Origin of the sequence: Chitinophaga sp. (genome assembly GCF_039596155.1) — a bacterium.
Lineage (GTDB): Bacteria > Bacteroidota > Bacteroidia > Chitinophagales > Chitinophagaceae > Chitinophaga.
Window position 1 is genome coordinate 32,357 of record NZ_JBCNKF010000043.1, and the last position, 13,014, is coordinate 45,370.

17 protein-coding genes are annotated in these 13,014 nt (G+C 43.9%); 10 read left to right on the top strand and 7 right to left on the bottom strand.

The window, feature by feature from the left end; translation table 11 throughout:
* Positions 1-5: 5 nt before the first annotated feature.
* On the top strand, positions 6-578 hold the full coding sequence (locus ABDW33_RS28800; protein WP_343693552.1) for a Crp/Fnr family transcriptional regulator: 573 nt from the start codon (positions 6-8) through the stop codon (positions 576-578).
* Here the strand turns inward: ABDW33_RS28800 and ABDW33_RS28805 are convergent.
* Positions 573-1,187, bottom strand: a complete 615-nt coding sequence (locus tag ABDW33_RS28805) for a class I SAM-dependent methyltransferase (protein ID WP_343693553.1) — start codon at positions 1,185-1,187, stop codon at positions 573-575. The genes ABDW33_RS28800 and ABDW33_RS28805 overlap by 6 nt on opposite strands.
* Positions 1,188-1,217: 30 nt before the next feature.
* Here ABDW33_RS28805 and ABDW33_RS28810 point away from each other — a divergent pair, with 30 nt between their 5' ends.
* From ABDW33_RS28810 to ABDW33_RS28820, 3 genes are all read left to right on the top strand, one after another.
* Positions 1,218-1,676, top strand: a complete 459-nt coding sequence (locus tag ABDW33_RS28810) for a YcxB family protein (RefSeq protein WP_343693554.1) — start codon at positions 1,218-1,220, stop codon at positions 1,674-1,676.
* Positions 1,677-2,375: 699 nt separating this feature from the next.
* Positions 2,376-2,819: a hypothetical protein gene (locus ABDW33_RS28815; RefSeq protein ID WP_343693555.1), complete on the top strand. Its 444-nt coding sequence runs from the start codon at positions 2,376-2,378 to the stop codon at positions 2,817-2,819.
* An 11-nt stretch (positions 2,820-2,830) separates the two neighbouring features.
* Positions 2,831-3,262, top strand: a complete 432-nt coding sequence (locus ABDW33_RS28820; protein ID WP_343693556.1) for a hypothetical protein — start codon at positions 2,831-2,833, stop codon at positions 3,260-3,262.
* 107 nt (positions 3,263-3,369) lie between these two features.
* Here ABDW33_RS28820 and ABDW33_RS28825 read toward each other — a convergent pair whose 3' ends face one another.
* The 5 genes from ABDW33_RS28825 to ABDW33_RS28845 all read right to left on the bottom strand — a co-directional run bounded on the left by ABDW33_RS28825 (position 3,370) and on the right by ABDW33_RS28845 (position 7,563).
* The gene (locus ABDW33_RS28825; protein ID WP_343693557.1) at positions 3,370-3,732 is read right to left on the bottom strand and encodes a helix-turn-helix domain-containing protein; all 363 of its coding nucleotides are present in this window, start codon (positions 3,730-3,732) and stop codon (positions 3,370-3,372) included.
* A gap of 472 nt (positions 3,733-4,204) precedes the next feature.
* Positions 4,205-5,086 (bottom strand): NAD(P)H-binding protein, encoded by an 882-nt coding sequence (locus ABDW33_RS28830; RefSeq protein ID WP_343693558.1) that lies wholly within the window; start codon positions 5,084-5,086, stop codon positions 4,205-4,207.
* A gap of 81 nt (positions 5,087-5,167) precedes the next feature.
* On the bottom strand, positions 5,168-6,022 hold the full coding sequence (locus ABDW33_RS28835) for an AraC family transcriptional regulator (protein ID WP_343693559.1): 855 nt from the start codon (positions 6,020-6,022) through the stop codon (positions 5,168-5,170).
* A gap of 302 nt (positions 6,023-6,324) precedes the next feature.
* Complete coding sequence (locus ABDW33_RS28840) at positions 6,325-7,161, bottom strand: helix-turn-helix transcriptional regulator (RefSeq protein ID WP_343693560.1); 837 nt, start codon at positions 7,159-7,161, stop codon at positions 6,325-6,327.
* 9 nt (positions 7,162-7,170) lie between these two features.
* Complete coding sequence (locus ABDW33_RS28845; protein ID WP_343693561.1) at positions 7,171-7,563, bottom strand: nuclear transport factor 2 family protein; 393 nt, start codon at positions 7,561-7,563, stop codon at positions 7,171-7,173.
* A gap of 102 nt (positions 7,564-7,665) precedes the next feature.
* Between ABDW33_RS28845 and ABDW33_RS28850 the strand changes: the two genes are divergently transcribed.
* The 3 genes from ABDW33_RS28850 to ABDW33_RS28860 all read left to right on the top strand — a co-directional run bounded on the left by ABDW33_RS28850 (position 7,666) and on the right by ABDW33_RS28860 (position 9,850).
* Positions 7,666-8,439: a helix-turn-helix transcriptional regulator gene (locus ABDW33_RS28850; protein ID WP_343693562.1), complete on the top strand. Its 774-nt coding sequence runs from the start codon at positions 7,666-7,668 to the stop codon at positions 8,437-8,439.
* A 61-nt stretch (positions 8,440-8,500) separates the two neighbouring features.
* Positions 8,501-9,124 (top strand): methyltransferase domain-containing protein, encoded by a 624-nt coding sequence (locus tag ABDW33_RS28855; protein ID WP_343693563.1) that lies wholly within the window; start codon positions 8,501-8,503, stop codon positions 9,122-9,124.
* A gap of 237 nt (positions 9,125-9,361) precedes the next feature.
* The gene (locus ABDW33_RS28860; RefSeq protein ID WP_343693564.1) at positions 9,362-9,850 is read left to right on the top strand and encodes a hypothetical protein; all 489 of its coding nucleotides are present in this window, start codon (positions 9,362-9,364) and stop codon (positions 9,848-9,850) included.
* A gap of 437 nt (positions 9,851-10,287) precedes the next feature.
* On the opposite strand, the gene ABDW33_RS28865 is transcribed toward ABDW33_RS28860, so the two are convergent.
* On the bottom strand, positions 10,288-11,169 hold the full coding sequence (locus ABDW33_RS28865) for an SDR family oxidoreductase (protein ID WP_343693565.1): 882 nt from the start codon (positions 11,167-11,169) through the stop codon (positions 10,288-10,290).
* A gap of 59 nt (positions 11,170-11,228) precedes the next feature.
* On the opposite strand from ABDW33_RS28865, the gene ABDW33_RS28870 reads away from it, so the two are divergent.
* The 3 genes from ABDW33_RS28870 (at position 11,229) to ABDW33_RS28880 (ending at position 13,002) form a co-directional block, all read left to right on the top strand.
* Complete coding sequence (locus tag ABDW33_RS28870; protein ID WP_343693566.1) at positions 11,229-11,840, top strand: Crp/Fnr family transcriptional regulator; 612 nt, start codon at positions 11,229-11,231, stop codon at positions 11,838-11,840.
* 79 nt (positions 11,841-11,919) lie between these two features.
* A complete protein-coding gene (locus ABDW33_RS28875) occupies positions 11,920-12,450 on the top strand; it encodes a GNAT family N-acetyltransferase (RefSeq protein WP_343693567.1) in 531 nt (176 codons plus the stop codon).
* A gap of 33 nt (positions 12,451-12,483) precedes the next feature.
* Positions 12,484-13,002 carry a sigma-70 family RNA polymerase sigma factor gene (locus ABDW33_RS28880; RefSeq protein WP_343693568.1) on the top strand — a complete coding sequence of 173 codons (519 nt, stop codon included), beginning with the start codon at positions 12,484-12,486 and terminating at the stop codon, positions 13,000-13,002.
* The last annotated feature ends 12 nt before the right edge of the window (positions 13,003-13,014 follow it).

A 13,014-nucleotide genomic window follows, 5' to 3' on the forward strand; every position in this document is an offset into this window, starting at 1 on the left:
CAACCATGTACCAACGGCTCCTTGCCAACTTTGCCATGCACGTATCATTAGATCAGGCTGAAACTGACCTTGTACTGGCAAAGCTTCAATCCCGGCAAATAAAAAAGAATACCTACCTCCTCCGGGAAGGAGAGATCTGCAGGCATTTTTATTTTGTCAATCAGGGATGTATCAGGTTATTTCATACAGATAGCAAAGGAGAAGATCACAATATTCTATTCTGCCCTGAAAACTGGTGGATCACCGACATCTCCAGTTTTTCGGGGCAACTACCTGCTTTCTATAGCATCAATGCCATAGAAGATACTGAAGTATATTACTTTTCATATGACGAGCTGGAACAACTCTATCTCTCCGTTCCAAAAGTAGAACGCTTTTTCCGCATCCTGATTCAAAACGGATTCGCCATGTACCAACGACGCATTACAGCCAATCTATCCCTCACAGCAGAAGAACGCTATGCCCGCTTTAGCCGGCAATATCCCGGCCTGGAACAAAGAATTACACAAAGGCAAATCGCTTCCTACCTGGGCATTACCCCCGCATTCCTGAGTATGATCAGAGGCAAGAAATTATGATCGCTTACACTTGATAAAATAAAAGGGAAAATTCTCCACCACCTCAGTCACCTCAAATAAGCCGGCATTCCCAAACTCTGCCTGTATAGACGTGCGATCATAAAAATACATATTCACCCCGCCAAATAACTCATACCTATCCTTACTCAAATACCTCCCCTTACCGTAAGTGGGCGCCTCTTTAGAGATCACGGTAAATATCATATAACCGCCTTCACGCAATTGTGCATAACAGTCCTTAATCAACTTCTCCCGTTCATTACCATCCAGCAAATGAATCAGTGCATAACAAAATATCCCGTCATACAATTCCCGATCAAATGGCATTTCCGTCACTGATCCATGGTAGATCGTCGTCTCATTTCCATAGTGCTTTCTCGCCATTCCAATTGCAGTCTGCGAAATCTCAATCCCCGTTACCTGGATTCCATTCTCCCGCAGCACCTGCGCATTCCTCCCATAGCCAAACCCGGGGACCAACACGCGCTTCACACCATGCGCCAGGAAGAAATCCTTTGCCATAACAGCTGATGTCGCAGGCTCAAAACCCCACATCTCCTGCTTCTCCGTAAAACTCTTTTCCCAGAATTCAGGTTCTTCATTTACCATAATTCTCTACCTTTATTAAAATAATTTTTAATGACGTCTTTTACACATACTTCTCATATATCTCCGGCTGTCTATATAAAATTCCTTTACGGTCAATTCTATAAAAAACCTGCTATCATTCTCCTATACCTCTTTAGTGTCTACTTCGTGTCACGTATCATCACCGGTGCTGCCGGTATCCCTTCTTTTGAGTTTTACTACGTCCTTTTTTCCATCATTTTCCCTACCTTGATGATCTACCTGACCCTGAAAAAACCGGGTGTACAGAGATATGTATATGCCCCGTTACAATACACCTTTACCGACGAAACAATCCTTATTCAGGGCGCAGACTTCAAAACCGAACTGAAATGGTCCGCTATACGCAAAGTGAAAGTTATGAAGCATCTCCTGTTTTTCAAAACAACCAGGACCAATGGTACCCTGTTCGATAAAAACCTGCTTACCCCCGAACAAATGGAATTTATTCGGTCCAAAATGACCAAATAATCCCACCTTAAGCCCACCTGTTGTTCGATCGTTGTTCGACTGCCTTTCGATTATTGTTCGACCGTCCTTGACCGTTCTTCGACTGTTGTTCGACTGTTGTTCGACCGTTCTTCGACCGTTGTTCGACGCTTCTTCGACGCTTCTTCGACGCTTGTTCGACTAAACCCTCAAAAAACGCCAACAATACCTCCCTTCACACCTCCCGTACCGAAAACAAAATTCCCCCTGGACAACCAACCTACCACATCCTATTGCCAATAAACAAAAAAGCCTTCTCCACAAAACAAACAAAACAACCACCACCAACCTCATCACATACACTAAAATTCAAGCGCCTGCACCCTATATCCCAATTCAAATTCCTCTCTATTAATTTTTTATTCACCGTATTTTTATTTTAATTAACTATTTAATATTTTAGCATCAAATAAAAAGGGGAGTTAACCCAGGGACAATAACCAGACAACTAAAAATTAACCCGGAGAATATAAGATGTGTAACCCGATCTATCAGTGTTTCAGCATACTTATATAGTGCGTTTGCCCAGGGACAATATTGATATCACTCAAAATGATATAAGTACTTTGTAGCACAAAATAAAAACTAAAGACAATGTTCACAAAAACACTGCTCAACCCAGCAGGTGACATATCATGTCTGGTCTTATCCATTTATTAACACCTGAAAAACCTGGTAATCATGGGAAATTTCTTGTTCGAAATCCGCAGCAGCAAATGGCTCGGCATCCTGTATGCAATTATTAGCTTCCTCGTGGCACTCGTCGCCGCAGTGTATCTCATCTCTGCATGGTCATCCCTCGGCATCATCGGGAAAATCGTTACCAGCCTGATCGTACTTGGTGCTGGCTACTATGGCTATGACAGGATCAATGTGATCGGACACAACAAAATCCGCTTCTACGAAAAAGGAATTGAAGTACATACCAAAGGTGATGTGGAAACACTCTTACTGGAAGACGTAGCAAGCATGAGCTGGAACAACATCAACAGCACATTTACCTACAAGTTCATACGTCATAACGGGTCTGTTCTATCCCTCGATGCAGATGACTTTTCAATGCTCGCCTCCAACCTGGAGCACTATGGCAAACAGGTAAACTTTGATATTAGAACAAACCTTTAAACTGTTACAATATGATGCAGAACTATGGGATATTTTTGTTAATCGGTATTTTCTTCTTCGGTGCTATCCTTTACGTAATTATTTACTACAGAAACTACAAAAAGAAGCTGGACACCTTTTCAGCAGCCAACCCTGATAAAGTCTTCATTACTTTCCATGGCAGCGAAAGAACACCCGGCGCCTTTGTACATGGTGTCGTGAGTCAGAATATGGACAACGAATTTTCTCACAAAGGAATTTTCAGCGTCAATCCCGGACAAGTGGAACTGATTGTCGAAAGGATCAGCATGGCTTACAATCCAATTATGAAAAAAACGACCTACACTTATCATGGAAAAGAAAACAGATCTTTTACTACTGAGGCAGGCAAAAAGTACATACTGAAGTACCATAAGAATAAGGACTTCTATCTGAAAGAGAAGAATAGCGTGTGGAGCTTCTAAAATATAACAGGAGACTGTCTCACATGTAGTTGAAGATGACTGGAAGGAGGCAAGCTAAATTAGCAGTTACCAGTAAACAGGCATCAATCACATGTGAGACAGTCTCCCTATTTTCCAATAACTTCTTTCCTGTGTGCTAAACCCAGTTCTACAAGGTTCGATATCACTTCCCGCATTGACCGCCCATATTCAGTCAGTTCATACGCCACCGTCACATCAGCGAGCGTGCGCTTTACAATATGATGTTCCTCCAGATCTTTCAGCACGGAAGATAATACCTTGGCAGACACCCCACCCGGTATTTCGGCCTGTAAATCCTTAAAACGACGACTGTCATATTGCAACAGCAAGAGGATCACTTCCATTTTCCACTTGCCATTTAGCATATCCAGGATGTCTTTTGCGACTCCCAGTTTCTGGTTACAGTCCTTATCCGAACTGAGCATAGCCTGTAATGGACAACCTTTCATACCATAAAAATATAATTTTATCTTTATTATACGATGAACTGTCCCCATATAAAACAGGATATCAACTATGGCCGCAGCCTTTCTCTTTTGAGGGAAAAAGCCGGTGAAATCCTATCTGGTTAAATTACTTCCTTAAAAGTACAGCGAAGCGCCAATACCTAATACTGACCACTACTCTTTAATAATTACTGCCTTAAAAGTACAGCGAAGCGCCAATACCTAATACTGACCGCTACTTTTGATAATTACTGCCCTAAAAGTACAGCGAAGCCCCAATACCTAATACTGACCACTACTTTTGATAATTACTGCCTTAAAAGTACAGCGAAGCGCCAATACCTAATACTGACCACTACTCTTGATAATTACTGCCTTAAAAGTATAGTGAAGCGCCAATACCTAATACTGACCACTACTTTTGATAATTACTGCCCTAAAAGTACAGCGAAGCGCCAATACCCAATACTGACCGCTACTCTTGATAGACAACTGAAAACTCCTGTGCAAATTCTTCAATAGTTGTTGTACCCATTGTCTCGGGCGGATGCAGATCATAATCAGATCGCATGGCACCACTGTGAATGGCCGCTCCTAGTTCTACCAAAGGAATTACCATTTTGGCAGGCATTCCCCTTTCTAACAAAGCCTTTGCCAACTCTTCATCAGAGAGTGTGATCCATTGCAGATCAGGCTTGCCAATAGCAGCCCCAATGGCTTTCGCAGCAGCGCTGGCCGTAATGTCCGTACTGGCTACATAACGCACCCGGTCACTTTCTTGCTTCGTCAATTCTTCCGCCGCTACCGTAGCTATATCACGCGGATGTACCATCACTACCCGATCCTCTCCTCCATAGTTGGCACCTATACATCCCGCATGTTTTATCATGTCTGCAAAGCTGTACATGTTCGTATAAAAAGAGCCTGCCCGCAAATGTGTAACAGCCACTCCCTGCAAAGTATTAAGGATCTGCTCTGCATGATAAGACCCGGTGATAAAACCCGTTCCCTTTTCCAAATGTGCCCCCCAACTGCTCAGGTGAACGATACGTTGTAAACCCGTCACTTTCGCGGCCGCTACATAACTATGGGCGATGGTACTGTAGTACTCATTATGATCAGGTACCTCAAAATTAGGGGGCTCCATGGCAAACAGCGCATCTTTACCCTGCAATGTCGCAGTCAGGAAATGAACATCCTCCAGTTTACCAATAGCAGCTATTGCACCCAGCTGCGCTATTTCTCTTTGCTTATCGGGATTGCTGCTGATAACAGTCACAGTATGTCCCTGTTGTACTAAATCCTGTGTCAATGGCTTGCCAATGTTCCCGAGAGAACCAGTGATAACGATGTGCATGGTCAAGTATGTTTTTTTGATAGGAACAAAGTTCTATCAAAACAGGCAGGCGAGTAAGGGCTGAAAGGTGGGAAGATTGGGTTAAAAGTCGGAACCTTGCTTATACGCTGCAGGAGACATCCCTGTTTGGTTCTTAAAAAACTTGCCAAAGGTAGACTGATCAGCAAAATGCAACATGTCCGACACCTTGGAGACATTCAGCGAGGGGCTCTGCAATAACACTTTTGCCTCCAGCGTCACAGCTTCAGCTATCCAGTCACCAGCCGTCCTGCCGGTGATTTCTCTCAGGGTTTCTGTAAGATGTTTCGGGGTAATAAAGAGTTGGTCGGCATAGAACTTCAGACCACGTTCCTTCATAAAATGAGTATTAACGAGGCGCTTGAAGTCCGCCACCAATAATTGCCCCCTGCTCAGGTTAGCCGTAGCGGCCGCTGTGTAAATGGCAGCGATCTCATAAAGCAGACTATTGATCAGGTTGCGGAGTACGTCGTCTTTATAGGTTTGCGCTTCCTGGCATTTCTGCTGGATGAACAGGATAGAATTTGTAATGGATTGCGGTGATTGCAAATCTACAACCCCTCTGGCACCCGCCCAGAAGAAGCTGAACTTATCCGGATTAACGTGATTGTTGGTAGTGATAAAATCCCTGGTAAAAAAGATATCCGCCAGTTCATAATCCGGGGACATGTACTTCCATTGTTTAATAACGTGAGGAGCAAGGATGATCAGATGACCGGGGACGATTGTATAAGTGTCAAGATTGATCATGACTTCCGCATGTCCTTTTACACATACCCCCAGTTTATAGTAATTACTACGGTATGGCTGGTCAATGGCCATCCTTGGAATGGCTGGTTGTTGACCGAGGAAGAAGACTCCCTGCGCATCATCCCGCGTCAGCTGGCCAAGTTGATATGTGGGAATAAGATGGCTCATTGAATGCAATGATAATCAAATTCCACCTCAAAATTTATCTATGCGGGGCATCCCCACCAGAATAACTACTTTATCATGCCATGCAACACATTCCCATCAGGGCAAACACCAGCTGCTCCACCCCAACCTCCACACTTACCTGTTCCCACATCATGCGCCCATCAGGTCAAACACCACTCCACGCTCACCCATCCCCCTTCACGCACCATGCGTCAATCAGGTCAAACACCACTCCACACTTACCCCCCTTCCCCCATCATGCGCCATCAGGTCAAACACCACTCCACGCTCACCCACCCCCTTCACGCACCATGCGCCCATCCAACCGTCTCTCTATACATCACCGGCGATACCTCCGCATTGTTCTTAAAAAACCTGCTAAAATAAAACTCATCATTAAATCCCAACTCAAATGCAATCCGCTTTACCGGCTTTATCGTCATATACAACTCCCGCTTGGCCTCCGTCATAATCCTTTCCGCAATCAGGTTACCTAAAGTTCTATTAAAATGAGTCTTACTTAATTTATTCAACGCCTTCGGCGTAATATTCAACAACCCGGCATAATACCCCGGACTATGCTCCTTCCTGAAATACTGCTCTATCGCATCCTTCAGTGACTGTAAAATGAAGGGCTCATTACCAATAGTCACCAGCTCCTGCTGCCTTTCTAATTTCATCCTCGATGCCTGTATCAGGAAGATCTTTAAAAATGACATAACGACCTCATATTGCGCCAAAGCCGGCCGGGACATCTCCTGTTCCATCTGCCCTACAATATTCAGTAAGGCACCCATCTCACCCGCCTGTAACTGCATCAAAGGCGGCGCATAGATATTATTAAACAACACCCCGTTACATGCCACTTCCTCCTCATGTTGATAAATACAAAAAAAGTCAGGATGAAAATTGATCAAAATCCCCTCCATCGAGCCCTTCACATGGAACGACTGGTACAGCCCCAATGCCATCAACGCATTCTCCTCGAATGCATATTCATATAACTGACCTTGCCCCTTCGTCACCAACAGGATAGAATAATAGTTATACCCCTGTTCTTCATGCAATGAGGTTGCCTCGTCAAAGCGAGACAACCTGAAAGCCATTCTGCCCGTCTGCGAACTAACTAAAGTATACATGCACTAAAGTTAGAAAAGTTTACGATCCGAAGCTGCAATTGCCAGGTCATTAATACAGGCAAACCGCCTTTGCATCAGACCGCTCTCATCAAATTCCCAATTCTCATTGCCATAACTACGAAACCATTGCCCCTGTGCATCATGCCACTCGTATTCAAATCTCACCGCAATCCGGTTGCCCGTAAATGCCCACAGTTCTTTCTTTAACCTGTAATCCAGCTCCCGCTCCCATTTACGTTTCAAAAACGCAACGACTTCCTCGCGGCCATTGACAAATTCATGCCGGTTCCGCCATTCTGTATTCACTGTATACGCCAGGCTAACCCGCTCAGGATCTTTCGTATTCCAGGCATCTTCTGCTTTCTGTACTTTCTGTAAAGCTGTCTCTAATGTGAATTCCATAATTTTTTTTATGCAAAGTTGCAACATCAAAGCGGACCTGTACATGGACAAATCACATGAGTGCATGGACAATCCCGCCATAATAAGTACCTTTATCACGCCATGCAACATATTCCCATCAGGACAAATACCAGCTTCTCCATCCGGGATCTCCACGCTTACATGTCCGGTAAGGATATGGTGCAATCACTTCATCGGCATGACTTCTACTATTTATTAGTACTACAGAAAGGGGGAGGTACACATACCATCGACTTCACCACCTATACCATTTCCGACCATACCATCTTCCTGCTCCGCCCTGGACAAGTGCATGCAATACACCTTCATGCCAGCAGTACCGGTTACCTGGTCCAATTTAACCAAAGCTTTGATCCCAGCCCCCTCTTGCTCGCCGCCGCACAACAAAATTACTACCAGGTAAAAAACACGCTCACCTACTTCGATCAGATCTTTGAAGAATTCACGCATCCAAAAGAAAAGTATGAAGAAGTGATCAAATCTCTATTGCACATATTTTTCATTCAGCTCATTCGTACACAAACCATTACCGCAGCCAATGACCAGCTAACAACTTTACAACAGCTGATCGCTGACAACATCAAAAAGTACAAACAGGTAACTGACTACGCGGCACTACTCCATCTATCCCCCTATCAACTCAACGCTATTACCAAATCATCTGTTGGCAAAACCTGTTCTACCCTCATTAATGACCACATCGTTCTCGAAGCCAAACGCCAACTTCTCGCCACCACGAACCTTGTCAATGAAATCGCCTGGCAGCTGGGCTATGAAGACGTATCTTACTTTATCCGCTTCTTCAAAAAACACACCGGACACACCCCGGAATCCTTCCGCCAAAACTTTAAATAAATCCTGTTCAACTCCGTTTTTATCCTATCAGGACAACAGAGCAGCAGGCTAACTTTGCCGCATGACAAACGAACAATACAAAAACCGGTGGGATGAACGCTACCGGGAAACAGATTTCGCCTACGGCAAATCACCGAATTTGTTCTTCAAAGAATGGATAGATCAATTGCCTAAAGGCACACTCCTCATGCCCGCCGATGGTGAAGGCAGAAATGGTGTATACGCCGCTACGACCGGTTGGCAGGTCACTTCCACAGACCTCAGTCCTGAAGGAGCAATCAAAGCCCGGCAATTAGCACAGGAATGCAACACACATCTTACCTACATCGTGGGCGATCTCGAAACCCTTCAATTCGAATCCGCCTCTTTTGATGCGATCGGTTTGATCTATGCACACTTCCTCCCGGAAAAGAAATCTATCCTACACAAACAACTGGATACCTACTTAAAACCCGGTGGCACTATCATCTTTGAAGCATTCAGCAAGAATCACAAAGCCAATGCACAGGTAGGCGGCCCTACAGCATTACCCTGGCTTTTCTCAGTGGAAGAAATCAGGCAGGATTTTTCGAATTATGACGTAGTACTGTTGAGAGAAGAAATAGTGGGGTTGGAAGAAGGGAAATATCATAATGGAGAGGGAACGGTCATAAGGTTCGTAGGCAAAAAGAAGCCGTCTTTTTAAAACAAAAGACGGCTTCTTTTTATTTAATAATACTGCGAACAAACCGTCATCTATATCAATACAAAAAACTAAAAACCAGCACAATACAAAAAAACTATCTTTTCAATTATACAACGATTTAGTTTGTATAAATATATCAATTGTCATATTGATATAATATTTATCACATATCAGATACTGGTAGTTAATAAATTTTAAAATAGTCCGTTTAACACAAAATTTGTCTAACTTTAATCAATGATTGCTATTGATTTCAATCAAATTTTGGACTTTCAATTTCAAGAAAGTAAAAGGGGATACAAAAGAATATTGTCTTTTTATTTCCTGGCCCGAGCCATTTTTTCAACCCGTTTTTTGATCAAAAAATACAATGTTACACTAACAAGACAATTAGTTAATGCAAAAGGCATTTATGTTTATTTATCGGAAAACGTTTCGGATTTAAAGGATAAAGATCTGAGTAGTGCGATCCTGAATGTTGAAGGAATCATAAAAGAAACATCTGCTTTTGAAGCCTATCTTGAAAACCATTTATCTGCGACCAAATTGCAGGAATTGAATACCACACACACTATAACTAAAGAGATTTTAGATGTAACATATAATCTTCTCCGATTACTTAAAAAGAATAACCTCAAAACTCCTATGGCTGAGGCTTCTGAAGAAGCAAAAATTGCTGTTGGACATTCAACAAATACACTGAACAAAATATTCCATGGTCGTTAATCAACGCGATGTATTACTTCTTAATCATTCCTTTGATTCAGATAAGCCACATTTATTCATAATACTTTCAGTTAATGAAGCAAATGAACAGGAAAAAACATTTGTCGGCGTCATGATTACAAGTTCAGAAAAAACAAGAGATGATTTTTCGTTCGAACTTAATGACAATATGTTTTTAGCTCCTCTTAAAAAAGAAAATAGTCATGTTAGAATGCACCTGATAACTTCTTCTTTCAATAACTACATTATTGAGAAAGTAAATTCAATGAAACTATTTTATTTTAATCAGTTAATGAAAAGTATTGGTGACCTGATCTTTAATTTTGATTTTACGCCTCTAAAGTCTTAGTATGCTTGCAATTCAACCCGAAAATAAAAGCAAACCTTAAAGACTTGCCTTTATTTTCAATACAAAAGAGTTAACTGTTTCAAGGCAGCTATTTAAAATAATTCAACTCCATATCCGCTATCAATCCTACCTCCGTCGGCTGCCACCCCAGCCGCTCCCGCGTCCACTTACTGGAACTCGGCTGATCCATCGCCCACATCATACCCAAAAATCCCATATTAGCCCCTGCCTCTTCCGCAGCAATACCTTTCACTGGCAGTTGCAACTGCTTTCCTATCACCTCTGCCAACGCTTTCGTTGTAATCCCTTCCTCTGCCACTGCATGATAAATAGCCCCCGGCGTCGCCTGTTCCATTGCCAGCACAAACAACCGCGCAGCATCATTACGATGTACTGCCGGCCACCGGCTCTGCCCTTCACCAATATAGAATGCAGCACCACCCGTCTTCGCCGCCTCGATGACCATGGCTATAAATCCCTGATCCCCCTCCCCATGCACAGTCGGTGTCAGTCTTACCAGGCAGGCATTGCCCCCGCCCGCCACCACCGCAGCAACCGCCTCTTCTGTAGCAATACGCGGCACCACATCCGTACTTACCAGCGGATGATCCTGCTCCGTCGTCACTGTCCCCCTGGCGATCAATGCCGTTCCTGATGCCACCACAATCGGCCCTTTCACCACTTCCCCCATCGCCGCTATCACAGTTCTGTCCAGCTCACAATACTTCTTAAAATTGGAAAAGTCATGGATAAACCCCGTATGTATCACAGCATCTGCTTTCGCCGCACCACGCCTGATACTATCCAGGTCTTCCAGCTCCCCCCTGTGTATCTCTACACCTGCTGCTTCCAGTTTCTGCACAGCGGCATCTGTACGTGCCAATCCAATGGGATGATGCCCTGCCTTTAATAATTCCTTTACAATGGCTGAGCCTATAAAGCCCGTAGCGCCGGTCAAAAATACCCGCATAAATGTTTTGATTTTATACCACAAAATTGACACTGGATCGACGCTCAAAACAAGGTCATTTGACACAATTTTATTACTTTCAGGGTATGTTTGATCGTCTGGAAGCATTATTAACCGCACAACATACCTTTACCCCCGCCGAATTAAAGGAAATGTATGCGCGTGCCCAAGTCAGGAAGGTACGCAGGAAACAACTCCTGCTGCAGGAAGGAGAGGTCTGTCTATATAAGATGTTTGTAGCAGAAGGATTACTCAAGACATATTATATCAAAGACGATGGTTCCGAGCATATTCTCCGTTTCTCTCCCGAAGGCAGTTGGTGTGCAGACGCGAAAAGTATGGCGAACCAAACGGCGTCCAAACTGAATATCGAAGTGATGGAAGACAGTGTTGTTTTATTATGGACACATGAAGCGTTGAGTGCGCTGGTTAAAGCAATTCCAGGCTTACAGGCATATACCAATGACCTGATCACCCAAAGCCTCTATTCCAGCTATGAAAGGATCCTTAGTAATATCAGTGCCACTTCAGAAGAGAAATACCAGGGGTTCGTTAACAACTATCCCGACCTGATCAACCGGGTACCGCTGCATATGATCGCCTCTTTCCTGGGAGTATCACGGGAAACGCTCAGTAGGATCAGGCATGCACAGATCAAACAGGCGCATTGAATGCCGCCGCCCACCTGGACTATCCCCATTGTATAAAATGGACTACACAAATCATCCCGCGATCCATTAAATTTGTTCCATGACATTCCCGATACAACCCAACTTAACAAACGACCAGATCCAACTCGCTCCCTTGCTGCCAGCCGATTACGACGCCCTTTATGCAGTCGCATCAGATCCCGCTATCTGGGCACAACATCCGCAAAGTGACCGCTGGAAAGCAGAAGTATTCAAAAATTACTTTGCCGAAGCCATGAGCAACCCGAATACTTTTAAGGTCATCGACAACACAACCGGGGAAATCGCTGGTTCTACCCGCTACTATGACTACGACGCAGATCAGAACATCATTTATATCGGCTACACTTTCTACGCCACCAAATACTGGGGCACCGGTTTCAATAAAGCCGTAAAGAAACTAATGCTGGATTATATTTTTCAGTTTGTAGACACGGTAGGTTTCCACGTAGGTGTTAATAACGTTCGCTCACAAATAGCCGTCACCCGCCTCGGCGCCGTCAAAGCAGGCGTAATGGAAATGGACCGGTCATACGGAGCGAACACGCAGAATTTTATATATCACCTGACCAGGAAAGAGTACCAGCTTTGACGATAACAGGTAAGTTGTATACTTTTACACACCATGACGAACGATATTCAAATAGCACTCTATCAACAGATCACCAACTACCTGCAACAACTAAAAGTTGATCAACACATCCTTGAAGACATCCGACAGGACATCTTCCTCAAAGCCCACGCATCTATCAACACCCTCAAAGACCATAAAAAAATCTCCTCCTGGCTGAAAGTCATCGCATACAATGCAGTCATTGATCATTACAGGAAATCCAACCGGGTCACCCCCATCATTGACACCGACCACACACAGAACGAAGGAAATGAACACCTTATCAAATGCATCTCCCTACTCATCCAGTCCCTGCCCGACGAACAGAAACAGGTCATGGAAGCCATCGAAATAACGGGCATCTCACAAACAGCTTACGCCCAACAAAATAATCTTCCCCTCAGTACCGTCAAATCCCGCATACAACGCGCCCGGAAAACAATCAAAGCCACTGTCATGAACAGCTGCTTCCTCAGAACCGATAAATTCGGTAACGTCACCGATTACACCCCTCCAAAAGAAATTCTCTAAAACCTGCGTCTT

Coding starts and splice junctions, on each gene's coding strand:
- ABDW33_RS28800 (WP_343693552.1), top strand. CDS start 6: ATGTACCAACGGCTCCTTGCCAACTTTGCCATGCACGTATCATTAGAT.
- ABDW33_RS28805 (WP_343693553.1), bottom strand. CDS start 1,187: ATGGTAAATGAAGAACCTGAATTCTGGGAAAAGAGTTTTACGGAGAAG.
- ABDW33_RS28810 (WP_343693554.1), top strand. CDS start 1,218: ATGACGTCTTTTACACATACTTCTCATATATCTCCGGCTGTCTATATA.
- ABDW33_RS28815 (WP_343693555.1), top strand. CDS start 2,376: ATGGGAAATTTCTTGTTCGAAATCCGCAGCAGCAAATGGCTCGGCATC.
- ABDW33_RS28820 (WP_343693556.1), top strand. CDS start 2,831: ATGATGCAGAACTATGGGATATTTTTGTTAATCGGTATTTTCTTCTTC.
- ABDW33_RS28825 (WP_343693557.1), bottom strand. CDS start 3,732: ATGAAAGGTTGTCCATTACAGGCTATGCTCAGTTCGGATAAGGACTGT.
- ABDW33_RS28830 (WP_343693558.1), bottom strand. CDS start 5,086: ATGCACATCGTTATCACTGGTTCTCTCGGGAACATTGGCAAGCCATTG.
- ABDW33_RS28835 (WP_343693559.1), bottom strand. CDS start 6,022: ATGAGCCATCTTATTCCCACATATCAACTTGGCCAGCTGACGCGGGAT.
- ABDW33_RS28840 (WP_343693560.1), bottom strand. CDS start 7,161: ATGTATACTTTAGTTAGTTCGCAGACGGGCAGAATGGCTTTCAGGTTG.
- ABDW33_RS28845 (WP_343693561.1), bottom strand. CDS start 7,563: ATGGAATTCACATTAGAGACAGCTTTACAGAAAGTACAGAAAGCAGAA.
- ABDW33_RS28850 (WP_343693562.1), top strand. CDS start 7,666: ATGCAACATATTCCCATCAGGACAAATACCAGCTTCTCCATCCGGGAT.
- ABDW33_RS28855 (WP_343693563.1), top strand. CDS start 8,501: ATGACAAACGAACAATACAAAAACCGGTGGGATGAACGCTACCGGGAA.
- ABDW33_RS28860 (WP_343693564.1), top strand. CDS start 9,362: ATGATTGCTATTGATTTCAATCAAATTTTGGACTTTCAATTTCAAGAA.
- ABDW33_RS28865 (WP_343693565.1), bottom strand. CDS start 11,169: ATGCGGGTATTTTTGACCGGCGCTACGGGCTTTATAGGCTCAGCCATT.
- ABDW33_RS28875 (WP_343693567.1), top strand. CDS start 11,920: ATGACATTCCCGATACAACCCAACTTAACAAACGACCAGATCCAACTC.
- ABDW33_RS28880 (WP_343693568.1), top strand. CDS start 12,484: ATGACGAACGATATTCAAATAGCACTCTATCAACAGATCACCAACTAC.